Origin of the sequence: Clostridium sp. OS1-26 (assembly GCF_030915445.1) — a bacterium.
Lineage (GTDB): Bacteria > Bacillota > Clostridia > Clostridiales > Clostridiaceae > Clostridium_AM.
On the sequence record NZ_CP133264.1, the window covers coordinates 4,941,686 to 4,965,288 of the forward strand.

Consider the following 23,603-nt stretch of genomic DNA (forward strand, 5'->3'; position numbering starts at 1 on the left):
TATAATGGAATGAAAATACAAAAGGTCTACGTCATTTATGGTACGGTTCACCATATCATATTCTAAAGCTATCAGGAAATTTTAACAAAAAAGCGGATACAAGAATCATTTGATTCTTATACCCACCTTTTTTAAGTTGCATTAGATTTATTTATAACATTAGAAAGATTGTTTATGCTCTGTGTTAACACCTCAAGTCTGCTCTCTAGCCTTACAAGCAGATATACAGAAACTGCTATGGGAAAGCCAACATTACCTATCATGTTTAACAGATCATTACTCATAAGCTATCTTCCTTTAGACTTACTTCACTGCTAATTCAGTGCTGTTTTTATCATCAACCTGTGCAGAGTCCTTAGCTTTTAATTCCCCACCAGTAGTTGCAAATATGTTCTTAGCGAGTATTACATCCATAGCAGCCTTTACTTCTGCTTCAGTGATATCTTCCTTTACATTATTAACCCTTATAGCAGTCTTTTTACCTGACTCGTTTAAAAAGTTCATAACTAATGTTTTACTCATTTAACTTCCCTCCCTTAGGCATTCATTATTCCACTTTGATCTTCTCTTATAACTTCATCTAAAGTTTTTCCAAGAAGCTTACCAACCTCTACAGACACATCGTATATGTCCTGCTCTGTTGCTGTAGTTTTCACTTTTGAAAATCTCTGTGATTTTATTATTTCTTTTCCCTTGGCATCTACACCATCCTTATATTTAATTACTAGTGTAGTCTGCAGTTTTGTTGCTGTTGCAGCCATATTTATCAACCCCTTTCACTTAATATATATACAGCTTCAGGAGATGTAGGTAGTTGCAAGCTTAAATTATTTAATATGTTTTTAATTAGTTTACTTTATGCTTAGTTTACATAATTATATAATTGTTAACATACTGCCCGTTGCTCCCTGCAATAAGGGCTTTCTCGCTAGGCTCAGACTTCACTATACCTGTCTTCACTGAAAATTTCGCAAACTTACTTTAACCTTTTTAGTACGATCTCCTTGTTGCTTAAAATTTGAGAATTATCTGGTTCAAGATCTATTGCCTTTTCGAAACACTCTAGAGCTTCTTCATATCTTTCAAGTTTGCCTAATACAGTTCCTTTATTATTTAAATATTGAGAGCTATCTGGTTTAAGATCTATTGCCTTTTCGAAACATTCTAGAGCTTCTTCATATCTTTCAAGTTTGCCTAATGTAGTTCCTTTATTATTTAAGTATTGAGGGTTATCTGGTTTAAGATTTGTTGCCTTTTCGAAACACTCTAGAGCTTCTTCATATCTTTCAAGTTTATCTAATGCAGTTCCTTTATTATTTAAATATTGAGGATTTAGTGGAGCCAGTTTTATAGTCTTATCATAATAATATAAAGAGGTCTCTACATTACCTTTTCTCTCTTCTATACTTGCCCTTGCAGCAAAAGCTGGAGCATTTTTGTTATCTAATTCTATAACTTTAATTACTTTTTCTAAGGCTTTTTCATATTTTCTTTGGTTAAATAAGTTGCAAGCTTCACTAAGCAATTCATTTATCTGTCTTTTTCTCTTTATAACTATGTGCTCTTTATAATCCTTGCCATTCAAAACTATATTAACCATACCATCCTCTGATATAACAACTACAATACATTTGTTCTGTAAGTTTTCCTTCATTGAATATTTTATAGCTGAATTATATCTTGATCCCCTTGAAGAATCTCCAAAATCTTTTTTGCCAGCCCATCTAATATTACACCTATAGCATGACATGAAGCTTCTGTATCAATATAAATTGCCCCATCTATGTTGGTTATTTTAGATATAATACTCTCTAAATAACAATCTGCTGCACTGATGTCTATTTTTTTTATTTTTATAGACTGCTCTTCAAGGAGTGTAACTTCAGATTCTGCAATATCAGGTTTAGTTATAACTACAGCAGTACCATGCTTTTGATTTATGGCATAATTAATTACTTTTTTTATTGTATCTAGTTTTTTACTATTGTTTTCTTTTGAAAATTCCGGGAATATTTCTTCAAGAGCTTGTTCAAGCATTGTTTCACAATACTTACTTTCTCTTAAATCAGGTTTACCATATTTTATATTTACAATATTACATTCTTCTGAAGACCATTTTATAATTTCTTTATCTGCATTCTTATCTTCTTTTACAGTAGAATTTATAATAGATAAGGTATTAATTTTATATTCAAACTTCCCAATAAAATCAAATATAAAAATAAGGATATCGGAAGGAAAATTTTTAAAATTTGCAAACTTACCTAACCCATAAACTTTTTCACTATCTCCAATTAAATACGTATGCTTGTCGGACATTTCAAGTAACTTTCTTATTTTTCTGTAATCACCAAAATAAATAGGATTATCCAATTTCATGAAACATTTCGTGAACTTATTTATTAAAGTTTCATTACAGATGGCTAATTTAGCAGATACACTTATACCTTCATAGGTTAAAGTAGATATATAGTTAATTTCATCAAACAAATTGCTTATATTAGACTTAACTGGGTTAACCCTTTTATTCTTTCTTACAGATATAGTTCTCACTATGTACTCAATATATTCCCTAGTTTTTATAGTTAAGTAATCATCAATGTTATTATTAATAGTGCCCTCTTTTAAAAATCCATCCAATAAAAATTTTAGATAGGAATAAGCGTATGTATTTTTATAGTTACGTATAAATGTATCGCTAAAACCTTGAAAAGAATAGAAATATATTTTATCAGTTTTATTTTCTTTGAAGTTCATATAAAGTAATGAAGTTGTTGATATACTTTCATCCTCTCTGAACAATGCAGTATTTAATTCATCAATTGTTTCTATGTTTATTTCAATATTACTTTCGTTAATCAGCGAAACATATTCTTCAATTGATTTATTACTATTGATAAGTTTATTATCTTTCACGTTAATAATATATTCTTTGTATATTATCTCTGGATTAAGTTTTGTTATGATATCCCCTATAGTAATTTTGTCCATAAACATTTGGCCTCCTTCATAAAGTTATCTATATAAATGAAATTCAATAGTAGAATAATAATATAAATCCTCTGATGGATAATTCTTTATCAGAGGATTTTTGTGCAATACGTGCTTAAGCGCTGTATTTGGCACTATTTTATGCATGCCTAATATTTGTAAATTCAGATATTTCCTTGTTAATCGTACATAAATCATCCAAACAAATGTCATGAATATTTGAATGTCCAGTAATTCTTCCAAATGTTTTAAGCTCTTCTAATGAAACATTTAAAAAATTTGCTACCCTCTTAGCGGCAGCTTCTACATTTAGTCGTTTCCTAATTTCCGGATCTTGTGTTGCAATACCTACTGGGCACAATCCAGTTCCACAGATTCGATACTGCTGACAAGCTGCTGCTATCAAAGATGCTGAAGCTATTGCAACTGCATCTGCACCCATAGCCAGTGCCTTTGCAAAATCAGAAGATACCCGGAGTCCCCCAGTAATAACAAGTTGTATATTTGATTGAAGGTCATCTAAATATTTTCTTGCTCTATATAATGCATAAATGGTTGGAACACTTGTGGCATCTCTAATTATCTGAGGACTTGCTGCAGTAGCTCCGCCTCTTCCATCAATTGTAATGAAATCAGGTTCGGCAAACACACAATATTCCATATCGCTTTCAATCTTACATGCAGCAATTTTAATACCAATTGGTCTTCCGCCTGATTCGTTTCTTAGTTTACTTACTAACTCTTTTAAATCTTCTTTTGAGTTAATATTCTCAAAGTTAGATGGACTAATAACATCCTGTCCCATTGGTTTATTTCTTATTTCAGCTATTTCCTTAGTTACTTTGGGTCCTGGAAGAAGTCCGCCCATTCCAGGTTTGCTTCCCTGCCCAATTTTAATTTCAATAGCATCTGAATTTTGAAGATTTTCCTTAGTAACGCTGTAGAGATTTGGTACATATTCAAATATGTATTTATAAGAAGCATTCATTTCTTCTGTAAGAATTCCACCCTCACCGCTGCACATGGCAGTTTTAGCCATAGCACTTCCTTTTGCCAATGCAATTTTTGTTTCTTTAGATAAAGCTCCAAATGACATATGTGAAATATAAACAGGATTTTCAAGTATCATTGGCTTCTTTGCATTTTTACCGATTATTGTTGTGGTGTCAACTTTATCGAATTCATCCAAAGGAGGTGGATTTAGCTGATTTCCCAATATAAGAATATCATCCCAGTTTGGAATATACATTTTGGTTCCCATTGAACCAACGATTTGTTTTCCTGTAACTGCCATCTGATGTATTTCATCCATATAACGTTCGTTTTTATCATGTCTTTCATATTCCTTTAAATAGGATAAATCATTTTCATTTTGATATACATGAATATCTCCATCTTCTTTTTTGTTTATTTCTTTAATGTCTGTTATTTTTTCAAAAGCACTTGCAGGTTGCTTACACACAGGACATTCTTCAGGTGGGGCTTCTCCTTTGTACACATAACCGCATACTTTGCATTTATAAGTTGCCATACATTCATTCCTCCTATTGCTAAGATGAGCAGATACTATTCGTTTTATAAAAAATTTATATATATACTCTTTTTAATATGTATTAACCAATATTATTTGCGGCACATAAAAAGCTATATTCATTAATATAGCTTTTTACTTTTCGTATTATTTTATGCAACAGGGGGTTATAGTTTAATGGGGAAAAATTGCTATTCAGCTTGGTCTCCGGATTCAACTAAAATAGCTTATAGTTCAACCCAATTAATCTATTAAGTGGTTTCACCTTTTATAGCCTTGATTGGTCACCTACAAGATGGTGAATTAAAGCACATTTTCTAAACCTAAAATATATTATAATGTTGTAAGTCTATGAAAGGATGTATAGTATGTATAACTCAGATTTTTCGGAACAGCTTGACAATGAAAATTCTCCAATTTCGGAGGTTCCCCTAGGGTCACCTCCGAATAATTTATATATACTTTTGTCTACAAAAATAGTTTCTTCTTACTACTGAATTTCAAAAGTTTCTAAAAGTGTTTAGAAACAGAAGATATATACTGATCTTTCATCCATACTATAGTTATATTTGTATTCAAAGATGGTTCATTTACCCCTGTGTCCATGAGTAATTAGCCAAGCATTTTAAACAGGCAGCACAGTGGTACACATACACAGTGCACTTCCATATTCCTGTGTAATTAACAAATTATTTTTACCAATCCATCCTAATCCAGATAATATAGCAACTTTTTTATGTGGAAGTGGAGTGGTTTTCGTAGCTTGTTCAAAAAATCCATGTATTAGATTTCTATCCGATTGAGCAAAGGCTTTATACCCTTTTGCAATGATAAAATCAGCCGTCCATTCTGCAAGGTCACCTGCACGATGTTCCTTTTCTACAACTCACGACTTAATCTATCAGTATTTTATAATTTTGATTCATATAAAACTGTAAAGGAAGGGAATGGCTTGCAAACAATATAGGAGACAATGAGTATGAATAGCTTCCGGCCTTTGATACTATAACTAAATCACCAATGTGAGCTTTGGGAAGCATCGAATCTTTAACCATTATATCTGTTGATGTACAAAGGCTTCCTACGATGCTTACTTTTTCAAGAGAAGATTCATCTCCTTCAGGAATGAAAAATTCAAAAGCATCTTTTGTTGTGAACAACGGTTCTGAAGCTTTCATTTTATTGATTTCAGGTATATAGTCCATTAATAGTTCTGCAATAGACGTCCTTAAAAAACCATTAAGTCCTTTTTCTACGATTAAGTACTTTGTTCCCATAGATTCTTTTATATCTGCTATACGTGTAACGTATAGTCCTGCTTCACAAATTACAAACCTTCCTGTCTCAACAATAAGCCTTGCATTTATTTTATCCTTGAACCTTTGAACTAACTCTTTACATTCATAGCTAAGCTTATCAATATTAAGAGGAGCATCATTTACCAATGAATATACTATGCCAAGTCCTCCCCCAAAATTAATAAACTCAATATCCCATTCAAGCTTTTCTTTACAGTATACAGCAAGATCGAAGATTTTTTCATAGTATTTATAAAGTTTTCTGTGCTCAAGAACCTGGCTGCGTAAATGAACATGTATTCCAACAATTTTTATATTTGACAAACTATCAAAAAAATCTTTTTGATTAAACAGAGTATTCTCATCAACGCCAAATTTGCTGCTTGCCCCTTTTCCATCACCATCATCCATAGAGAAGTCAGCATTTATTCTTAGCCCTACTTTTATATGTATATTTTTCTGCTTTGCAACATCATTGATTAATAACAATTCATTGTAACTATCTGCTATTATTATTGCTTTATTTATGGTTTTCTCAATATCCTTGCGTGTTTTTCCAGGGGTTGAGTATAATATTTTTTCATAAGGAATGCCTGCCTTCTGTCCAATAATTACTTCTTCAGCTGAAGCTGCATCTGCCCCAAATCCTTTTGATGCTACAAAGTTTACTATTGGAGCGAACGGATTAGTCTTTACTGAATACAAAAACTCAAACTGAGGAAAATTTTCCGAAAGTGTTTTAACCTGCCTGGAGATAACACTTTCATCATATATATAAAATGATTCGCCATATTGTGTCATTAATTTTTTAATAACGTCTAAATTATTTTTCATTAATGAAATCCTCCTTATCTAATCATTTATTTGTCATAATTGGCTTATAGTTGCCAAAGCGAATTCTGATCTTGGAAGTCCATTACTAACTCAAAAGGCATTGTTACCTTTTGCTAAAATTTACTCCTTTGATTCTGAATAATATATTACATTTTGAATATAAATTCCCACTTGCCCTCTTCGGTTAAAAGATTTTTTCCCTCATTGCTTAGTAAGGCTAATAATATACCTAATACAAGGAGAATCATTACTGAAATGAGATTTTTCCCGTCCTGTGAAAACATTGCCGCTACTCCACCGAACATGGCAGGCACCACGTTGAAAATCGTTTTAATATTATTATCCCTCTTTTCTGTAAAATAACAAGGCCTGAGATCGCATTGATCGATTCAGGCCTTTGATCGTTAGTCAAATCAGATTGTGGTTTATGAATTATATGTTTACCTTATCATAATCATAGTAAGGAGTGCTACCATACCACTTGGTCATCATTTCGTAGGTTTCTACACGACGGTCACGCAGCATCGGCCAGAGCTGACGGATTTGACGACAAAGATTGTAGTCAATGTCATTAACCAGTACCTGATCGGATTTATTATTAGCTTGAGCAATAACCTGTCCCCAAGGATTGATAAAGCTACTAGTACCAAAATAGTAACGCCCTTCTTCATCTCCAACGCGATTGCACATCACAACCCAACATCCGTTATGGATGGCATTAGCTCTCAGCATCGTTGTGACGCACTCCACAATAGTTCCTCCTGGAAAATCAGTTTCAGGCAAACCATCACAGTACTTTTCAGCAGTCGGTACCATAATCATATCTGCGCCCCTTAGCGCAAGTGAACGACACACTTCAGGGAACCATGCATCGTAGCAAATAGCTATACCGATTCGGCCGACTGAGGTATTAAATACAGGATAAGCAGTATTACCATTTCCATAGTAGAACTTTTCGTTGAAATCACCAACTTCTTGTGTATGGACCATACGCTGAGTACCTAACAGAGCTCCATCCTTTTCAATTACGATGCAGCTGTCATAATATTCTCCTGTATATCCTTCTTCCATGTAACTAGCAACAACAACTATTTCATTTTTCTTAGCTTCTCTTCCTAAGAATTCACTAATTGGGCCTGGAATCGGCTCAGCAGAATCGAATGCCTTAACATCCCAAGGATGCTTTGGAAAGAATGGTTCAAATCCGATTTCTGGGAAAAGAATTGCCTCTGCGCCCTGCGCTTTCGCTTCTGCAATCATCTCGGCAGCCTTCTTAAGGTTTTCCTGAATTGTCGGTAAAACCTGAATCTGACCAACCGCAACTTTTGTGTTCATTTTTCTCATATAAATCACTCCTTCTTATTTTTATATGTACTTTGAGACGGCTGTGAAAAGCCGATCAAAGATTGACATATCTTATTATTCTATCCGACAACTATATTGCTCCATAATTTGTAGTGGTAATTCCATTCTACAGGTTATTAACGGATCAACGATCTGGCAAATACGCAAATCTGCGCTTGCGGATAAAAGCATTGCAGCTTCATGGGGTTCAATATTCATTTTGTCCACTAAAAATTTGTGCATCTGAATAGTCGCACCCTTTACTGCTTCATCAAGAGTCAATGCAGAAAAAATAGTAATTAAGTGTGTTTTATTAACCAGCATCGGCACAGGCATGTCTATATCCTTAAGTACTGTCACTCTCACGGTAATTTCGCCCGCAATCTCAATTCCACAACCAGAAACTTCGCCGTCCCCCATTGCTGCATGCATGTCCCCCATAGAAAGTAGTGCACCGTCAACATTTACTGGCAAGTAAATCGTACTACCTGATGAAATTAGCTTACAATCCATATTGCCACCATGATGGCCGGGAGTTCCTGTCGGTATCTCATCGCCGTTTGCGGGTGTAGTGCCTATTACACCGATCATTGGACTTGCTTCTAAAATAATCTTTTCATTGAAATAAACTTTACCATCATGAACAGGAACAATACGTGTCACTTCCCGATTCCACTGTTTCCCAAACACTCCCAAGCCTGGCGCAGTTGCAGTAACACCATATGAGGCAAGTTTGATATCCAAAATTTCCACCTTAAGAATATCACCACATTGAGCGCCATCTACGTAGAGTGGTCCAGTTGCAGGGTTGATATGTTCCCAACCAACACTGCTAAACATCTGATCTTCTCGCTTTATTTTGCAACTAAAACAATCCAAAGTTTCAAAGATAACGTTTTCTCCGGAAGATACATGGGCAACAGGAGAATGCTTGTCAGACATGGTTAGTACATGGTGGTCGCTTGTAATTTTTAACATATGAATTCTCCTCTTAATGTGTATTTTTTTACTGGTTCTTCTATAGTTATAGTTTACATAAATATTATTATAACTTCAATTTTTGCTTCTGTTGACTATTTTTACATATTTGATATTAATAGCAAAATCAGCAAACTTTACAACAAATATTACAATAAAAAGTGATTTTTATTATGCGTATATCTAAGGTTTTCTTTTTGTTGGTTCTTTTAGCTTAATTAATTATGCAATTTGTTCTGTATATTGCCTCTATTGGAATATGTTATCTTCATGTAAAAATATGCAACTTAATTAGCAAGAGCGTCCTCTATTAGCTTCAAAACACTTTACTTTCATATTTTAGTTATTATATTATTAGACTAAAGTGTATCTTGTTATTAGGAGGTGTTTTGTTATGTTGACTGTATTAATTGTGGATGATGAAAGGATTGAGCGCAGCTTTCTTCGAAAAATTCTTGAAAAGTATAATGATCAATATCTTATTGTTGGTGAAGCAGGTACCGGCAATGAAGCTGTTCAAATCGCAGAAAAAAACAAGCCGGATATCATAATTATGGATATAAATATGCCTTTTTATAATGGTTTACAGGCTGCCAAGCTTATTAAGGAGAAATCACCTAATCAAATTATCATTCTTAATAGCGCCTACGCAGAATTTGAATTTGCTCAGCAGGCTGTTAAATACAATCTAGACGCTTATCTGCTAAAGCCTGCGCAAGAAGAAGAATCTTTTCCACAATTGCTAACTGTGTGCGAAAAAAAAGCTAGAGCGCCTTGTAAATGGATCTATTTCACTGAGCTTTTCCCCTAAAAGGACATATCCTTTCGAAATTGTAGATCGTCTGCTGATTGCACTTACGCTAAAAGATATTTTAACCATAAAAAAAAATGTAGTCGATCTATTTAATTTCTTCAAAGCACAGCAGCAACAGTTAGATGATTACCGTTTATATATTATCAATATAATATTTTCAGTTGAACAAAAGCTAAATGAGATCAGCATTCCAGATAATCTGTTATTATTACTCGACAGCAATCGCTGTTTGTTGCAAATTAGTCAATCAACAACATGGTACGACATACTATCTTACGTCGAGGAATACTTCTCTCGTCTAATTATGTTGCTAGAAGGATATGATTCCAATAATCAAAGCTGTACAGAAATTGTCGCACAATATATTAAAAAGCATTTTCAGGAAAATATTACTTTGGAGAACTTAGCACAAATTGTTCATTTAAGCCCCACATACTTATCACGTGTGTTCCATCAAGAAAAAGGTGTAGCGATTCGTACATACATTAGTCAGCAGCGTATGGAACAATCAAAGTACCTTTTGTTACATTCTAATCTGCCAATCAAGAAAATAGCAGAGGATTGTGGCTTTATCAATATCTCTCATTTCTACCGTGTCTTTAAAAAATATATCGGCAAATCTCCTGCCGACATAAGAAAAGGAAGGTCTTAACCAATGAATATTAATTTACGTGATATTGTAACTGAGGAATTTCAACAGGAAGTACAGGACTCTTTTGCTTATGCTACCGGGTTTGGTGTGGTATTCACTGACCGCGAGGGAAAACATATCGGACTAGGCAGCAATTTTACCCGTTTTTGTTCTGCAATAAATCAAGATAAAGAAGGGTCTAAGTGTTGCCAGCTATCCAATCAGCAAGCGATTGCTATTGCTCTTAAAACAAATCAACCCTGCATTTATGTATGTCATGCAGGATTGATTAATATAGAAATACCACTGATTCATGATGACTATTATATTGGGGCTATTACAGCTGCACAAGTACTCTGTAGCGATATGGATTATTATCCTCGAGATACAATTTGCAGTTCAAAAAAGTGGCTTGATTATCCTGAATACGCTGAATATTTCAGTGAAATAAAGGTTCTTTCTAAGGCTCAAATAGAAGCTACCACTGTAGCCTTATCAAATTTATCAAATTACATTTTACAAAAGGCAGCCTACACAAAGATGCAGCAAGAACTTTTCGATAAAATGCAAAAACTCCTCATTTACGAGAAAAAGCAGATTGAACTAGAACATCAACTTATGCTTGCAAAATTCTCTGCTCTTCAAAAGCAGGTATCGCCTCATTTTATTTTCAATATGCTCAATTCCATCTCCAGATTAATCTATATGCAGGAATATGACACCGCTGAAAAAATGTTATCCTCTTTTACGAAAATGATGCGTTATAGCTTATACAACAACCAGTCATCTGTTACGCTTCTTCAGGAACTAAATTACATTAAAAGTTACTTATTGATTCAAAAAATTCGCTTTAATGAAAGAATTAGCTATGAAATCATATGTGACCCTGAAATAGAACATATACACATTCCGTTCTTTTCTCTTCAACCGCTGGTCGAAAATTCTATTGAACATGGCATTTTAAATGTACCATCAGGCGGACGAATATTAGTACACTGTCAAAACACCTCTGATAATTTTTACATTTATATATATGACAATGGCATCGGAATCAAAGACGATAAACTGCAGGATATTATTAATAATAGTCTAAGTACTAGTACTAAGCAGCAAATTAATCATGTCGGCCTTTATAATTGTTACAATCGTCTTAAACTTATGTATAATGAGGCCGTTACATTTAACATCGCCAGCAAACCGGATAAAGGCACTGAAATTACTATCTGTATTGCAAAAGGCAACTTATAGCAAAGAATTTCGATTGATTATGCTATGCTTTAATGCAGCTACTTAATCACTCCCCCTTGTACTATTACTTCAATCACATTAGTCCAGGTGGACCTTTGGCTTTGATAAGATCAATAATATCACCAATTTTATCATTTACTAAGGCTTCTCCGAAAGAAATATAGGTAGTTGCAAGCTTAAATTATTTAATATATTTTTAAATTAGTTTACTTTATACTTAGTTCACATAATTATATAATTGTTAATATACTACCCTTTGCTCCCCGTAATAAGGACTTTCTCACTAGGTTCAGACTTCACTATACCTGTCTTCACTGAACTGGTGGGTTGATTTTTTTATCCCAGCCACCTACTCCACTAAATGTACGATGAAACATGTTCTAAATAATACACCTACTTATGGTATGTTTCACTATTAATACTTTCATCACTATTTAAAGGAAAGCTAAAAAACCTCGACATTCCGTCGAGGTTTTCAATTATGGACGCTAAGCACAACCTTTGAAATCAATCATTTTTTTATTTTACTTCATATTGGGCATTAGAGACTTTTCAGAAATGAAATTATTGTCGTACTCACCTCTTCTGCTCTCTCTTGCTGGGCCCAATGTCCACAATCTTGAAGAAAGATAGTTTGACGAATGTTGGGAACTAGATTAGGCATTTCAGAAATTATCTGACCCATCCCTGGAATACTAAGACCAACATCACGATCTCCTACTATAAATAGAGCAGGAATTATTACTTTCACTCCATTGAAGCAGCTTAATAATTCTCTATTTCTATCTAAATTACGATAATAATTTAATCCACCACGAAAGCCTGTTTTAGCAAATGCTTCTGCATAAACATCTAAGTCCTTTTCTTTAAGCCAAGAGGTTGTTCTAGGCATTGGCAATGCTGAAAGCAAGCCGTGCTCTCTTGATACCATGTTAAATGGATTCGGAGTTCCATCGTTACCTTCACGTGGACCTGCATCTCCTGATGCTGAATATAATAAATTATGCATTGTAAAACGTACATCTTGCTCGAATTCTTTCTCTGCCACACCTGGGGTTTGGAAATAGAGGGTATAAAATAACTCATTCTCATTCTGTGGAAAAACTGTAGTTGGAGGAATTGGCGGTTGAGACATCATGGGTACTGTTAACGCAATAATTCCACGGAATCGATCTGGTCTTAATAATGCTGCATTCCATGCAAGTGTTGCTCCCCAATCATTTCCTACTATTACAGCGGTCTCTTCATGTAATGTATCTAGTAATCCCACTATATCACCAACTAAATGAAGCAGCGTATATTGATCAATATAATCTGGCTGTTCTGTATCTCCAAAACCTCTTAAGTCAGGTGCTACTACATGGAAACCTGCTTCAGCTAAAACAGGAATCTGATACCTCCATGAGTACCATATTTCAGGAAAACCATGAAGCAATAATACAAGTGGTCCTTTTCCTTGTTCAGCTATATGCATTTTAATACCATTTGTTTCAATAATTCTATGTTTTAATCCACTCATTTTACTTCCTCCTTTTCACACTAATTATAAATAACAGCATAATCGTTTGGTTATTAAACACGTGTTGTTAAAGCGATTTGTGCATGCTATGATTATAATGTACTAAAATTAATACTTCAACCAACAAAAATACTATAATGTTGGCTACTTAACAAAAACATAATTATAATATGAATTTGCTGAAATTATATACTATTTAAGTTAGAAAGGAAAAAATATGATATCAAAATCTCAGAAAAATGATAGACAAGTAATTAAAACTCGTAATTTAATTCAAGATGCATTTCTTTCATTAGCTAATGAAAAATCCTTTGAAGATATAACTGTTAAGGATATCTCAGAAAGGGCACCAGTAAATCGTTCAACCTTTTATGCTCATTTTGAAGATAAATATAATCTGTTAGATTCTTTTATATCTGATAAGTTTATGACAATTGTATCCAGTAGAATTCATTCTGACACAAAGTTAACTGAGGAAACTTTACGAAATTTAATACTTATTATGTGTGATTATCATCAATCCATAGGCAATAACTATACAAGATTGTATAAATCCGCAGCTGTACTAATTGATATCAAAGTTCAAATTAAATTACAAGATATCGTGCTAAATATGCTCATCAATAGCAAAACTTTTTCAAGGAATGAGCAAGATAAATTAGAATTGATTACTGTTATGATTAGCAGCGGCATATATTGTGCTACTAAACGTTGGCATAGTAAAGGTACTTTGAAAAACGCTTCTGCATTGATCAAAGAGGTTCTTCCTTTTATGAGTTCAGGATTAAAATCAGCAATTGGTAAAGTAACATAATTATTAAAAAATCCATGACAGAGATGCCGTGGATTTTTTGGTCTCCAGATCAGACTCAGATTGGATATATAGGAAACTCTGGCATTACCTCTATTATAAACTTTACAACAATGAGAGTTCCGAAAATTAATCAGATCACTGTTCCAGGGTTTATTGATTGGGCTCCAGACAGTAGAAAGATGGCTTACTTATCGGGATGCAGAAGTGAAAAAGCTAGTGTAATCCACTTAGCTTCCTTAAATCAGACATTGGTATAATTTAATCAATATCCTTATTTTCGAAATTATTAAGGATAAGGTTAAGTTTCTAAAAATTCTTTTATTCTAGTATCCCTCTTCAAATATTTCATCTGCAACGTACCCTATTTAAAGAAGTGCAACTAGTGCATCCTCAGACCAGTCCATAAGTCTTGTCGGTACACTATAATGCTGCATTAAAAACAGCTAGTCCCAATAGCTGGAAAGTTCTTCTGAAAAAGGATATGAGGGCAACTGCCCTAAATATGGTATTGCTTTTGATTTAAATTTTGATAAGAATATTGTCTCATAATCCACATTTAACCCCCTTCTAGAAATAGAAGGTAACATCACATAATCTTGAGCTTTAACACCTCTATACCAAATTTTAGGACTATATTTAAGTGTGTCAGCACTCTGAGTTTCTCCCCAAAATTTTTTATAAACACTGTCTATAGCCTTAAGATATTCTTCAACAGTTTTTATCTTGTCTTTACACTGACTCATTTTTTCTAATGGTTCAATTTTCACATTATCTGGTTTATTTGTACAATTGTTAGACATATCTATCCCCCCATGCTTTTTCACTCTATAATATGCATAATAAATCTGATGAGTCACAACAAAAAAGCAGAGATGCGTCTAACTTTCATAAGTTTAAATAATTCTAATAAACTTTTCACTGAGATACTAGTCTGTGCTCTTGAGGACATAATATCCATGTGAATTAAAGCACATTTTCCAAACATAAAACATATTATAATGTTGTAAGTCTATGAAAGGATGTATAGTATGTATAATATGTATCCATGCCCTTATTTCAGTAACACACCAATGTTTAACTTTGACAATATGTATAGAGCGTACCCTTGTCCTTACTATTTTAGTGAGTCAATGTATAACTCAGATTTTTCGGAACAGCTTGACAATGACTATATTCCTTTTAATGATGAAATAGAGTATGCGTCAAGATGTGATTCTTCATGTTCAGATATGAGAGATGATCCAGTTCAATTGAAGGATTATGGCCCAAAACCTTTTGTAGTTAATATTAATGAGGCTACCAAGCAAAACAATACTTATCGTACGGCTTTATGGACAGGAAAATATTTGCAGGTTACCTTGATGAGCATTAAGCCCGGAGAAAGTATAGGTTTAGAAATCCATCCAAACGTTGATCAATTCTTACGTGTTGAGGATGGCCAAGGAACTGTTAAAATGGGCGCTAGAAAAGATAGACTGAACTTTCAAAAGAAAGTCTCTGATGACTTTGCAATCATGATACCTGCTGGCACATGGCACGATGTAATCAATACAGGTAATAAACCACTTAAGATGTATTCTATTTATGCACCACCTCAGCATCCAAGTGGTACAGTTCATAAAACTAAAGCAGATGCAGAAGCTGCTGAAAAGGAGCACGGTCGCTAATATTAAAAGGATCTAGAAAGGGTCATCAGGTGGACCTCAAAGGTTCACCTGGCTAAGGAAACTTTTGCAAATTGTCCTTTTCATATATGAAACTTAGTTATTTAAAACTTAAATCCACTGTTCCCGTAAAATCATAATCCTCAATTCCGATGTACTTCCCATTAGTTTATATAAAAGTGGACATGCCTAGATTTGGTTCAATTTTTTCCGTAATCCTAATTTTGAAATCATGAGAAAAAATAAGTAATTGAATGCAATACAGAGACTATGTGTCCCTGAAAGGTAAAATCAATCAATAGAGATAAATACATGCATTTCATTAACTTGATATATAGTATAAAATACCTTATCATATATTTATCGCAATTACTTAATGCATTATGAATTTTGCAAAAGCATTTAAATTAATAATTTAAATTTAGGAGAGATAGATATGTGGACTAGAAAAGAATTAAAAGACAAAGCTAAAGCGGTTTTAAGAAAAACCTATTGGAGCGCATTTTGGGTTAGTATAGTTATTGCCTTGGCAGGCGGTAATAACGGTTGGGGGGGCGGAAGAGGCTCTCACTCTAAAGACTCAACAGACTATGTTTATTCAAATATCCATGATAATGGCTTTATAAATTTGAAATTTATATCAATTGCATTAACTGCACTTATAGTAATAATAGTTCTTCGTATTTTTATTGGATATTGCTTAGAAGTAGGCGGAAGAAGATATTTTGTTAAGTCTGCTCAATATAGAGATAATAAAAAGTGCTTTAGTTTTGGATTTGATGGACAAAACTATATGGGAATAGTGAAGACAATGTTATTAACAAATGTTTTTATTTTCCTTTGGACTCTACTATTAATCATCCCTGGTATCATTAAGTCCTATGCGTATAGAATGGTACCATATATCCTTGCAGACAATCCAAACATTGGAGCTCAAGAAGCCATTGCTCTAAGTAATGAGATGACTAAAGGACATAAATTTGATATGTTCGTATTAGACTTATCATTTATTGGTTGGTACTTATTAGGTGCAATAGCTCTAGGAGTAGGCGTACTGTTTGTAATGCCTTATGAGAATGCTACAAACGCTGAACTATATTTAGTATTGAGAAAAGATGCTTTAGAAAATAACTTGTGCAGCTATAAAGATTTATTGTTAACACAGCAAACCTCAGATGATGATAATGGTATGTACTAATGATAGTTAAATTCCAGTAACAACAAAACAAAATAAATGTTCTAAAAATAGGGATGTTTCAAAACTAAGCAATTAGTTGAGAAACACCCCTATTATATTGTTTTTTATTATCTATTGATTAGTTGATGTTTACTGTACTCATTATTATTTTGCTAATAATTGAGCAACTAATGCCTTATTACTCTCTACACATTTACCGCAGCCAGTACCTATTTTAGTAATAGCCTGCACTTCTTCAAATGACTTAGCACCATTTTTAATAGCGTTCATTAAATCTTGTACAGTAACTTTAAAACATCCACACACTATTGGATTTTCGTCAATTTTTTTGTTTAATAATAATTTATTAATTAATGCTTTATTGCTTTCAACACAATTACCGCAACCAGTACCTACCTTAGTAATATCTTGGACTTCTTGAAAGGAATTGGCACCATTTTTTATAGCATTTTTCAAGTCTTGTTCAGTGACATTAAAACATCCACATACTACTTTATTATTGCCTTCTTTATTTTCATCTTTACCTTTTATAAACTTTGAAAATATTGATTTTAACATTTACTTATCTCCTCTTTTAATTCCTATTTTTTAAATTACTTCATACAATTATTTGAAAACTTATATGCTAACTAGAATTAAAGCTTATTGAATACTATTTAAACTTTGAAGTAAGTCTTCTAAATTAATTCCGTGAACTGCAGCTGCTTGTTCTATGCTCTCGTTTTGAGATGCAGGACATCCAATACATCCCATACCAAAACTCATTAATATTTCTACTGCCTTAGGTCCAATTTTCACAATATCTTTTATTAATGTTTTTCCGTTAACTATCATTGTTCATACACTCCTCTATAAACAGAATTCTTTGCTTCAGGTGGAGTTTTAACTCCATCTGAAGCTTAGAAGTCGTTATCCAGGGACGTATCCGCTCTTTACTCCCACTTGAAGAAAAGCAGAGAACCAAAATCTCTGATTTTGTGTGAATCGCTTTCACAGAATGCGATGGGAGTATTAGAGCGGATAGTCACAGGATAAAATATAATTTTTATTCATATCAAATTAATTTTCTTAATATCCAATTAGTTTTACAAATTCTTTTATAATAATGCCCTCCAAGTACTAAGTTATCCTATTCTCATATATTCTTGCTTTATTAACTCTACAAGCTCTGGTTTTTGTTCAGCTACGTTAACTAAGTAGAATTATCTTTGATATTTTTGACAACATAATTAGCGAATCAAATATTACACTTTCTATAATTACATTTTTCTGATTCTTTATGATGACATTCATTACAAATTTCCTTAAAGTTGTTTTCTAAATTATGTGAACTACTCACCACCTACGCTAACGCTAATAGGTGGGGGCTTCGTGGTCAATACTACTACTGTAGCAAGTTTACCCACGCTCCAAAGGTTGAACCAACCTCAATATAATACCAAAATTACATAGCTAATTTCAGCAAGTTTTTACTAGCATTTATGTCTCTGTCATGATGTATTCCACAGTTAGGACAAGCCCATTCTCTAAGTGCTAGGTTTTTTACTTCTTCATTTTTATAACCACATTCTGAACATAGTTGACTACTAGCATAGTTTGATGGAGCTATTATTATTTCCCTTCCATACCACTCTGCTTTATACTCTAACATTCTCCTAAACTCCGACCAACTAGCTTCACTTATAGCTTTCGCTAATTTGTGATTCTGTTGCATATTCTTAACTTTTAAGTCCTCAATTACTATAGATTGATTTTCTCTAATTAGTTTAATTGATAACTTGTTTAAGAAATCTGCCCTCTGATTTGCTATTTTTTCATGTAATTTTGCAACCTTTAATCTAGCTTTATTCCTATTATTACTGCCCTTTTGCTTGCGTGATAAATCTTTTTGCAGTTTAGAGAGCCTTTTTTCAAATTTTCTAAGATGTTTTGGATTAGGTTCTCTATATCCATCTGAACATATTGCAAATTCTTTCAATCCCATATCCACACCTATTTTTTTATCTACTTTAGGCAATACAAAATTTTCTATATCAACTAGAATTGATATATAATATCTATCACTAGGTGTTTTAGATATAGTACAACTTTTTATTAATCTCTTGAATTCTCTATGCTGCTTCATTTTAATCATTGATTTCAACTTAGGTATTTTTATATATCCCTTTTCTAGAAATACAGTCCCATTTTGATTATTAGTAGTATAACTATTAGTATTAGTTTTCTTTTTGAACTTAGGAAATCCAATAGATTTATCTCTAAAAAAATTTTTATATGCTTTATCTAAATTTAATTGTGCATTAGCCAGTGCTAGACTATCAACTTCTTTTAACCATTGAAACTCTTTTTTATATTGTGCTGGTGTTGGATATTTTATATTTTTAATATCTAATTCTCTATTTTCCTCATAGGCTTTAATTCTATCTGATAACATTTTATTGTATATAAATCTAGTACATCCAAAAGTTTTTCTTAAATATAATCTTTGTTCTTCATTAGGATAAATCCTAAATTTATAAGTCTTCAGCACAATATCACCTCATTTCATACCTTGATTTTCAATATACTTTCTAACTACATCTATGGGAGTACCGCCAGTTGTTATAAGACAGTAACTTCTTGACCAAAAATATTCCTTCCATAGCTGTTCTCTTATTTGAGAAAATTCCTTTTTTATAAGTCTACTACTAGCACTTTTGTAAGCATTAATAAATTTTGATATATCAGTATTTGGATAACCTCTAAAGAGTAAATGTACATGATCTAAATCATGATTCCATTCTTCTAAAGTTATATTTTGGACATATATACTCAAATATATCCTTTAATCTATTCGTCATTTTATCATCTATAACTTTTCGTCTATACTTAATAACTAATACCAAATGATAGTTTAGCAAGAATACTGAATAATTATTATTGTCTAATTTCATTGATAACACTACCTTTCAGTATATGTAATTGAATATCGATTATCATACTTGTTGCCTATCGGCAAGTGCTATCCATCTCCCGCCTACAGAGGATGGGGTAATTCCTCACATTAGGTTAAAATAATCCATTCCACTCTCCCCTTTATATTATTAATCAGCTTATTAATATTTAGTAGTGCATAGCCATAATGTAAGGTTCATATATTTGTGAACATTGTAGGTTATTTAGAATTTTTTTCACTAACTTATAAATACTCACCTTATTCAATGAATTTACTTTATTAATTATTTATACTTTAATTAATTATTCAACTTAGTTACATTTAGTAAGTAACTTCAAATTGATTATTACACATTTACTTCAATCAGTCAAGAGTTTTTTCTAACTGCTAGTGTTCCTATATTTTACATTCATCAAGCCTTCCTATTTGAACAAAACCTGAAGATACCATCGCTGTTAAAATCCAACAAAAAAACAGCCCTGTTAGGCTGTTGAACCTTGCTCTTTAATTAAGTTTTACATAGTACTTTTATGAAGCTCATTAATTGCCCATTCCACAGCTTCTCTGCTACTGCCAAATTCCTCATTTGTACTGCTTACATAGGAATAACCCTCTTTGTCATCCACAGTTTGAATAAACAACTCTTTTGCTCCATTGTAGATACTTAGTTCACCATTTTCTTCAAGGACATCTACTAATTCCTCAGGCTTTATTAGGCTTCCTTCCATGTAGTAACCCACCTTTCTATTCTATTTATGAAATTATGATTCAACAAATTATATTATTTTATAACTTATTTTCAAAAATATCTTTCACAAATAGTATATATTGTAGCTATACTTTTTGGGGTGTCGCCAACATTTCCGACAAAACCCACTCTATTGAATATAGATATAAAAAATCAATCCTATAATTGATAGACAAAAAAAGTTTAATAAAATAAACTTCAATAGATATTCTTTCTTTTTATAAGGATATTCAAGGATCAACATCTTGTAAGAAATAATACTTGCCAGTGAAGCAATAGGAGTTCCCAGTCCACCAATAGTTACTCCATAAAATAATGCATGCCAATTGAATGCAAAAGGAGCAAGCAAAATACTGCTTGGTACATTACTTATAATTTGACTTAATAGCAATGCAGACAGATAAATACTTGCTGGTGTATGAGTTAAAAATGTTAGAAAATTACGTATTACAACAATGTTAGATATATTTCCTACCGAAATAAAAAAACAAACAAAAGTAATTAGCAATCCGTAGTCGAGTTTTTTAAATAGACTTTTATCTAAAGCAAGTGTCACCAATATTAAAATAGGCAAGGTTATAAAGTAAGGTATAGTACCAAGAATATTAAGTACCAGTAAAACAAATAATACTGAAAACACGATTATTTTCTTTTTTTTAAGTATTGAGATATCATTCACAATAAAGGAAATTTGTTTAGGATTAATAAAGAAGGTTATGCAAATTAGTAAAGACAAACTTACAATACAAATTGGCAATGAATAAGAAAAAAAGTTTTCAACATTTAATTTATAATGAGAAAAAATGTATAAATTTTGAGGATTCCCAATTGGTGTTGCACAGCTTCCAAGATTTGCAGAAATTGTTATAAGAATAGTAGGTAAAATAATATTATAACTACATTTCCTAGAAATATTAATTAAGATTGGAATAATTGCCATCAGTGCCACATCATTTGTTAAAAACATGGCTGATACAAAAGCAAACAAGCACAAAACTTGAAGTAAAATTCTTTCGTTTTTACACTGCTTCAAAATCAATAACGATATGTGGTTAATCAAGGAATATTCTTCAAAAGCTTTCACAATAATCATCAATTCAAACAAGCAAATAATCACTCTTAAATCCAAATATCTCCAACTTGGATTGTTAAAAAATGAAGTTATAATAGCAGCAGATAAGGAAATGGATAAAAAACAATCATTTTTTAAGGATGTTTTTATTTTTTCTAATATTTCAATCAAAAATTCGCAATTTTTATTTAATAAAAATATTTTAAATCCATTCAAAGCATTTACCACAGTTTTCATAATAGGGTCACCTTCTCTAATATTTAGTATAAAATAAGATCTATATCTTGTAGTACCAATTAAAATAAGCAAAAATATTCATTTGAATCACCGGAAGAATTTATTTGTGGTGGTGTAATGGAGGCTTTGGATGATGCCCATCTCTTTCATGAGGTGGAATGTGTTCTCTCAGATGAGGTGGTAATGGTTCGCTTAAATCATAATCTTCAAGAATCGCCTGTGCTTCAAAATGAGTACAAAGCTTTTTGATTGTATTATAAAATGAGTATTTTTCTTCACTGGATAGGCTTTCAAATACTTGTTCTGAAAAATCATTCTGATTTTCAAATTCTTTTAAAAACTCTAAACCATCAGGAGTTAAAAATACACGCATTTTACGTTTATCCACTTCATCTTTTGTCCTTCTAATAAGATTGGAACGTTCCAATTTATCTAGTAGCTCTGACAATGTTGCTGCTCTGACATCCAATATTTCAGCAAGCTCTTTTTGGTTTAATCCATCGTTTTGAGCTATAATATTTAAAAGTCGAACCTGACCACGATAAGGTGTATAATGAGCTCGTGTTCTATATAAACTTCTTTGGTACATATTTATAAATTTGTTTAGTGCAATTAATAATTCATCAGATGAAATAATTATTTTTTCATCCTTTTCATCAATAGTATTGTTGTCCATTTAAATCCTCCTTAAAATATAGCAAGGTACCTAACTATATTTATAATATAAACTGATTTTATGAGCAAGTCAAGCAATATTTTAAGGTACCTAATTAATTTTATTGTTATTATATCTCTAACATGAATCAAATAGTCTATAAATTTTGTACCAATTGCTTAAATATAAACTCGATAACATTTTAATATTGTTCATTTAATTTAAAAGCTTTATAAAATGATGCTTAGAATTAAGCTTCTTGATTTACTTTGATATATCAGATCTTAAGTTATATTGTATTGGAAAGGCTAGTGATTATCATAAAATAGAAAGATGTTTCTATAGTAGCTTCTATTTGACATTAATATTTATATATAATAAAAAAGCTGAAGAATATCTAACATTATATTCTTCAGCTTTTGAATTAATCTGTTGTAAATGGTAATAATGCTATGTTTCTTGCTCTCTTTATAGCATCTGTAAGTGATCTTTGATGCTTAGCGCAAGTACCGGAAATTCTTCTTGGAAGAATCTTTCCTTTTTCAGTAACATATTTTCTTAACTTATTTATATCTTTGTAATCTATGAATTCAGCTTTATCCATACAAAATGAACAAACTTTTCTTTTTGCTCTTCTCATCTTACCTGAATATCTTCTTCCGCCTTCTCTTTCTGCCATGCTTCTCCCTCCTTACCTTTCGGAATAGAATAACTCCATCATCTACCGGAGTTATATCTTTTCGTATGTTTCTTGATTAAAACTTTCAATTTTTTTCAAATGCTTCAGACATATTATTGTTAACTTTATTTTTCATTGTTAACTATTATGTGTCTTACAACACTGTCATTAATTCTGAATACTCTATCTAACTCTTTTGGTAATTCAGGATCAGCACTGAAGTTTATTAGAGTGTAGTGGCCTTCGCCAATTTTGTTTATCTCGTAAGCAAGCTTTCTCTTACCCCAAGCATCAACGTTATCTACTACTCCTCCACCATTTTCTATTACGCCCTTAAATTTTTCAACGTTAGCTTTAACAGCTTCTTCGTCTAATGATGGGTGTAATATAAATATAGTTTCATACTTTCTCAT

At 32.3% G+C, this 23,603-nt stretch carries 28 protein-coding genes and 1 pseudogene; 7 read left to right on the plus strand and 22 right to left on the minus strand.

Translation table 11 applies throughout. The features are described 5' to 3' along the window. Positions 1 to 131: 131 nt before the first annotated feature. The 10 genes from RCG18_RS24480 to RCG18_RS24525 all read right to left on the minus strand — a co-directional run bounded on the left by RCG18_RS24480 (position 132) and on the right by RCG18_RS24525 (position 8,976). Positions 132 to 284: a YvrJ family protein gene (locus tag RCG18_RS24480; RefSeq protein WP_308038592.1), complete on the minus strand. Its 153-nt coding sequence runs from the start codon at positions 282 to 284 to the stop codon at positions 132 to 134. A 19-nt stretch (positions 285 to 303) separates the two neighbouring features. Continuing rightward, a complete protein-coding gene (locus tag RCG18_RS24485) occupies positions 304 to 522 on the minus strand; it encodes a DUF2922 domain-containing protein (RefSeq protein WP_308038593.1) in 219 nt (72 codons plus the stop codon). Between the two features lie 14 nt (positions 523 to 536). Continuing rightward, positions 537 to 761 carry a DUF1659 domain-containing protein gene (locus RCG18_RS24490; RefSeq protein ID WP_178910605.1) on the minus strand — a complete coding sequence of 75 codons (225 nt, stop codon included), beginning with the start codon at positions 759 to 761 and terminating at the stop codon, positions 537 to 539. Positions 762 to 976: 215 nt separating this feature from the next. Further along, entirely contained in the window at positions 977 to 1,654 is a 678-nt protein-coding gene (locus tag RCG18_RS24495) for a tetratricopeptide repeat protein (protein WP_308038594.1), read from the minus strand. Positions 1,655 to 1,662: 8 nt separating this feature from the next. Further along, entirely contained in the window at positions 1,663 to 2,991 is a 1,329-nt protein-coding gene (locus RCG18_RS24500; RefSeq protein WP_308038595.1) for a hypothetical protein, read from the minus strand. Positions 2,992 to 3,130: 139 nt separating this feature from the next. Next, a complete protein-coding gene (locus RCG18_RS24505) occupies positions 3,131 to 4,522 on the minus strand; it encodes a glutamate synthase-related protein (protein WP_308038596.1) in 1,392 nt (463 codons plus the stop codon). Between the two features lie 893 nt (positions 4,523 to 5,415). Continuing rightward, entirely contained in the window at positions 5,416 to 6,654 is a 1,239-nt protein-coding gene (locus RCG18_RS24510; protein ID WP_308038597.1) for a hypothetical protein, read from the minus strand. 146 nt (positions 6,655 to 6,800) lie between these two features. Beyond that, on the minus strand, positions 6,801 to 6,971 hold the full coding sequence (locus tag RCG18_RS24515) for a hypothetical protein (protein ID WP_308038598.1): 171 nt from the start codon (positions 6,969 to 6,971) through the stop codon (positions 6,801 to 6,803). A gap of 115 nt (positions 6,972 to 7,086) precedes the next feature. Further along, positions 7,087 to 7,998: a nitrilase-related carbon-nitrogen hydrolase gene (locus RCG18_RS24520; RefSeq protein ID WP_308038599.1), complete on the minus strand. Its 912-nt coding sequence runs from the start codon at positions 7,996 to 7,998 to the stop codon at positions 7,087 to 7,089. A 75-nt stretch (positions 7,999 to 8,073) separates the two neighbouring features. Beyond that, positions 8,074 to 8,976, minus strand: coding sequence for an acetamidase/formamidase family protein (locus tag RCG18_RS24525; RefSeq protein WP_308038600.1), 903 nt, complete (start codon positions 8,974 to 8,976; stop codon positions 8,074 to 8,076). A gap of 394 nt (positions 8,977 to 9,370) precedes the next feature. Here RCG18_RS24525 and RCG18_RS24530 point away from each other — a divergent pair, with 394 nt between their 5' ends. The 3 genes from RCG18_RS24530 to RCG18_RS24540 all read left to right on the plus strand — a co-directional run bounded on the left by RCG18_RS24530 (position 9,371) and on the right by RCG18_RS24540 (position 11,669). Next, positions 9,371 to 9,787, plus strand: a complete 417-nt coding sequence (locus RCG18_RS24530) for a response regulator (RefSeq protein ID WP_308038601.1) — start codon at positions 9,371 to 9,373, stop codon at positions 9,785 to 9,787. Between the two features lie 307 nt (positions 9,788 to 10,094). Next, complete coding sequence (locus RCG18_RS24535) at positions 10,095 to 10,442, plus strand: AraC family transcriptional regulator (RefSeq protein ID WP_308038602.1); 348 nt, start codon at positions 10,095 to 10,097, stop codon at positions 10,440 to 10,442. Between the two features lie 3 nt (positions 10,443 to 10,445). Beyond that, on the plus strand, positions 10,446 to 11,669 hold the full coding sequence (locus RCG18_RS24540) for a PocR ligand-binding domain-containing protein (protein WP_308038603.1): 1,224 nt from the start codon (positions 10,446 to 10,448) through the stop codon (positions 11,667 to 11,669). 541 nt (positions 11,670 to 12,210) lie between these two features. Here the strand turns inward: RCG18_RS24540 and RCG18_RS24545 are convergent. After that, on the minus strand, positions 12,211 to 13,188 hold the full coding sequence (locus RCG18_RS24545; RefSeq protein WP_308038604.1) for an alpha/beta hydrolase: 978 nt from the start codon (positions 13,186 to 13,188) through the stop codon (positions 12,211 to 12,213). 217 nt (positions 13,189 to 13,405) lie between these two features. Here RCG18_RS24545 and RCG18_RS24550 point away from each other — a divergent pair, with 217 nt between their 5' ends. Beyond that, entirely contained in the window at positions 13,406 to 14,002 is a 597-nt protein-coding gene (locus RCG18_RS24550; RefSeq protein ID WP_308038605.1) for a TetR/AcrR family transcriptional regulator, read from the plus strand. 23 nt (positions 14,003 to 14,025) lie between these two features. Continuing rightward, positions 14,026 to 14,259, plus strand: coding sequence for a hypothetical protein (locus RCG18_RS24555; protein WP_308038606.1), 234 nt, complete (start codon positions 14,026 to 14,028; stop codon positions 14,257 to 14,259). A gap of 108 nt (positions 14,260 to 14,367) precedes the next feature. Here RCG18_RS24555 and RCG18_RS24560 read toward each other — a convergent pair whose 3' ends face one another. Together RCG18_RS24560 and RCG18_RS24565 are read right to left on the minus strand one after the other, a co-directional pair. Further along, positions 14,368 to 14,436, minus strand: a complete 69-nt coding sequence (locus RCG18_RS24560) for an FRG domain-containing protein (RefSeq protein WP_308042106.1) — start codon at positions 14,434 to 14,436, stop codon at positions 14,368 to 14,370. Between the two features lie 9 nt (positions 14,437 to 14,445). Continuing rightward, complete coding sequence (locus RCG18_RS24565) at positions 14,446 to 14,802, minus strand: hypothetical protein (protein WP_308038607.1); 357 nt, start codon at positions 14,800 to 14,802, stop codon at positions 14,446 to 14,448. Between the two features lie 219 nt (positions 14,803 to 15,021). Here RCG18_RS24565 and RCG18_RS24570 point away from each other — a divergent pair, with 219 nt between their 5' ends. Beyond that, the gene (locus RCG18_RS24570; RefSeq protein ID WP_308038608.1) at positions 15,022 to 15,669 is read left to right on the plus strand and encodes a cupin domain-containing protein; all 648 of its coding nucleotides are present in this window, start codon (positions 15,022 to 15,024) and stop codon (positions 15,667 to 15,669) included. A 433-nt stretch (positions 15,670 to 16,102) separates the two neighbouring features. After that, positions 16,103 to 16,864: a DUF975 family protein gene (locus RCG18_RS24575; protein WP_308038609.1), complete on the plus strand. Its 762-nt coding sequence runs from the start codon at positions 16,103 to 16,105 to the stop codon at positions 16,862 to 16,864. 144 nt (positions 16,865 to 17,008) lie between these two features. Here RCG18_RS24575 and RCG18_RS24580 read toward each other — a convergent pair whose 3' ends face one another. From RCG18_RS24580 to rpsF, 9 genes and pseudogenes are all read right to left on the minus strand, one after another. Further along, positions 17,009 to 17,422 carry a (2Fe-2S)-binding protein gene (locus tag RCG18_RS24580; protein ID WP_308038610.1) on the minus strand — a complete coding sequence of 138 codons (414 nt, stop codon included), beginning with the start codon at positions 17,420 to 17,422 and terminating at the stop codon, positions 17,009 to 17,011. Positions 17,423 to 17,506: 84 nt separating this feature from the next. Beyond that, positions 17,507 to 17,698: a DUF1858 domain-containing protein gene (locus RCG18_RS24585; RefSeq protein WP_211142880.1), complete on the minus strand. Its 192-nt coding sequence runs from the start codon at positions 17,696 to 17,698 to the stop codon at positions 17,507 to 17,509. 610 nt (positions 17,699 to 18,308) lie between these two features. Then, positions 18,309 to 19,394 carry an IS200/IS605 family element RNA-guided endonuclease TnpB gene (gene tnpB, locus RCG18_RS24590; protein ID WP_308038611.1) on the minus strand — a complete coding sequence of 362 codons (1,086 nt, stop codon included), beginning with the start codon at positions 19,392 to 19,394 and terminating at the stop codon, positions 18,309 to 18,311. 9 nt (positions 19,395 to 19,403) lie between these two features. After that, positions 19,404 to 19,797: pseudogene (gene tnpA, locus RCG18_RS24595) on the minus strand (IS200/IS605 family transposase). Positions 19,798 to 20,314: 517 nt separating this feature from the next. Next, positions 20,315 to 20,527: a hypothetical protein gene (locus RCG18_RS24600; protein ID WP_308038612.1), complete on the minus strand. Its 213-nt coding sequence runs from the start codon at positions 20,525 to 20,527 to the stop codon at positions 20,315 to 20,317. A gap of 150 nt (positions 20,528 to 20,677) precedes the next feature. Then, a complete protein-coding gene (locus RCG18_RS24605; protein WP_308038613.1) occupies positions 20,678 to 21,856 on the minus strand; it encodes an SLC13 family permease in 1,179 nt (392 codons plus the stop codon). 100 nt (positions 21,857 to 21,956) lie between these two features. Further along, on the minus strand, positions 21,957 to 22,532 hold the full coding sequence (locus RCG18_RS24610; protein ID WP_308038614.1) for a MarR family transcriptional regulator: 576 nt from the start codon (positions 22,530 to 22,532) through the stop codon (positions 21,957 to 21,959). Between the two features lie 403 nt (positions 22,533 to 22,935). After that, positions 22,936 to 23,190, minus strand: coding sequence for a 30S ribosomal protein S18 (rpsR, locus tag RCG18_RS24615; protein WP_178910584.1), 255 nt, complete (start codon positions 23,188 to 23,190; stop codon positions 22,936 to 22,938). A 125-nt stretch (positions 23,191 to 23,315) separates the two neighbouring features. Then, positions 23,316 to 23,603 carry a 30S ribosomal protein S6 gene (rpsF, locus tag RCG18_RS24620; protein ID WP_308038615.1) on the minus strand — a complete coding sequence of 96 codons (288 nt, stop codon included), beginning with the start codon at positions 23,601 to 23,603 and terminating at the stop codon, positions 23,316 to 23,318.

Excerpts from the sequence above, each read along its gene's own strand:
- RCG18_RS24545 (WP_308038604.1), bottom strand. The coding sequence starts at position 13,188 with ATGAGTGGATTAAAACATAGAATTATTGAAACAAATGGTATTAAAATG.
- RCG18_RS24600 (WP_308038612.1), bottom strand. The coding sequence starts at position 20,527 with ATGGAAGGAAGCCTAATAAAGCCTGAGGAATTAGTAGATGTCCTTGAA.
- RCG18_RS24500 (WP_308038595.1), bottom strand. The coding sequence starts at position 2,991 with ATGGACAAAATTACTATAGGGGATATCATAACAAAACTTAATCCAGAG.
- RCG18_RS24490 (WP_178910605.1), bottom strand. The coding sequence starts at position 761 with ATGGCTGCAACAGCAACAAAACTGCAGACTACACTAGTAATTAAATAT.
- RCG18_RS24580 (WP_308038610.1), bottom strand. The coding sequence starts at position 17,422 with ATGTTAAAATCAATATTTTCAAAGTTTATAAAAGGTAAAGATGAAAAT.
- RCG18_RS24480 (WP_308038592.1), bottom strand. The coding sequence starts at position 284 with ATGAGTAATGATCTGTTAAACATGATAGGTAATGTTGGCTTTCCCATA.
- rpsR (WP_178910584.1), bottom strand. The coding sequence starts at position 23,190 with ATGGCAGAAAGAGAAGGCGGAAGAAGATATTCAGGTAAGATGAGAAGA.
- RCG18_RS24520 (WP_308038599.1), bottom strand. The coding sequence starts at position 7,998 with ATGAGAAAAATGAACACAAAAGTTGCGGTTGGTCAGATTCAGGTTTTA.
- RCG18_RS24575 (WP_308038609.1), top strand. The coding sequence starts at position 16,103 with ATGTGGACTAGAAAAGAATTAAAAGACAAAGCTAAAGCGGTTTTAAGA.
- RCG18_RS24540 (WP_308038603.1), top strand. The coding sequence starts at position 10,446 with ATGAATATTAATTTACGTGATATTGTAACTGAGGAATTTCAACAGGAA.
- RCG18_RS24530 (WP_308038601.1), top strand. The coding sequence starts at position 9,371 with ATGTTGACTGTATTAATTGTGGATGATGAAAGGATTGAGCGCAGCTTT.
- RCG18_RS24570 (WP_308038608.1), top strand. The coding sequence starts at position 15,022 with ATGTATAGTATGTATAATATGTATCCATGCCCTTATTTCAGTAACACA.
- RCG18_RS24535 (WP_308038602.1), top strand. The coding sequence starts at position 10,095 with ATGTTGCTAGAAGGATATGATTCCAATAATCAAAGCTGTACAGAAATT.
- RCG18_RS24585 (WP_211142880.1), bottom strand. The coding sequence starts at position 17,698 with ATGATAGTTAACGGAAAAACATTAATAAAAGATATTGTGAAAATTGGA.
- RCG18_RS24610 (WP_308038614.1), bottom strand. The coding sequence starts at position 22,532 with ATGGACAACAATACTATTGATGAAAAGGATGAAAAAATAATTATTTCA.
- RCG18_RS24485 (WP_308038593.1), bottom strand. The coding sequence starts at position 522 with ATGAGTAAAACATTAGTTATGAACTTTTTAAACGAGTCAGGTAAAAAG.
- RCG18_RS24510 (WP_308038597.1), bottom strand. The coding sequence starts at position 6,654 with ATGAAAAATAATTTAGACGTTATTAAAAAATTAATGACACAATATGGC.
- RCG18_RS24495 (WP_308038594.1), bottom strand. The coding sequence starts at position 1,654 with ATGAAGGAAAACTTACAGAACAAATGTATTGTAGTTGTTATATCAGAG.
- RCG18_RS24605 (WP_308038613.1), bottom strand. The coding sequence starts at position 21,856 with ATGAAAACTGTGGTAAATGCTTTGAATGGATTTAAAATATTTTTATTA.
- RCG18_RS24550 (WP_308038605.1), top strand. The coding sequence starts at position 13,406 with ATGATATCAAAATCTCAGAAAAATGATAGACAAGTAATTAAAACTCGT.
- RCG18_RS24555 (WP_308038606.1), top strand. The coding sequence starts at position 14,026 with ATGCCGTGGATTTTTTGGTCTCCAGATCAGACTCAGATTGGATATATA.
- RCG18_RS24505 (WP_308038596.1), bottom strand. The coding sequence starts at position 4,522 with ATGGCAACTTATAAATGCAAAGTATGCGGTTATGTGTACAAAGGAGAA.
- RCG18_RS24565 (WP_308038607.1), bottom strand. The coding sequence starts at position 14,802 with ATGTCTAACAATTGTACAAATAAACCAGATAATGTGAAAATTGAACCA.
- rpsF (WP_308038615.1), bottom strand. The coding sequence starts at position 23,603 with ATGAGAAAGTATGAAACTATATTTATATTACACCCATCATTAGACGAA.
- RCG18_RS24525 (WP_308038600.1), bottom strand. The coding sequence starts at position 8,976 with ATGTTAAAAATTACAAGCGACCACCATGTACTAACCATGTCTGACAAG.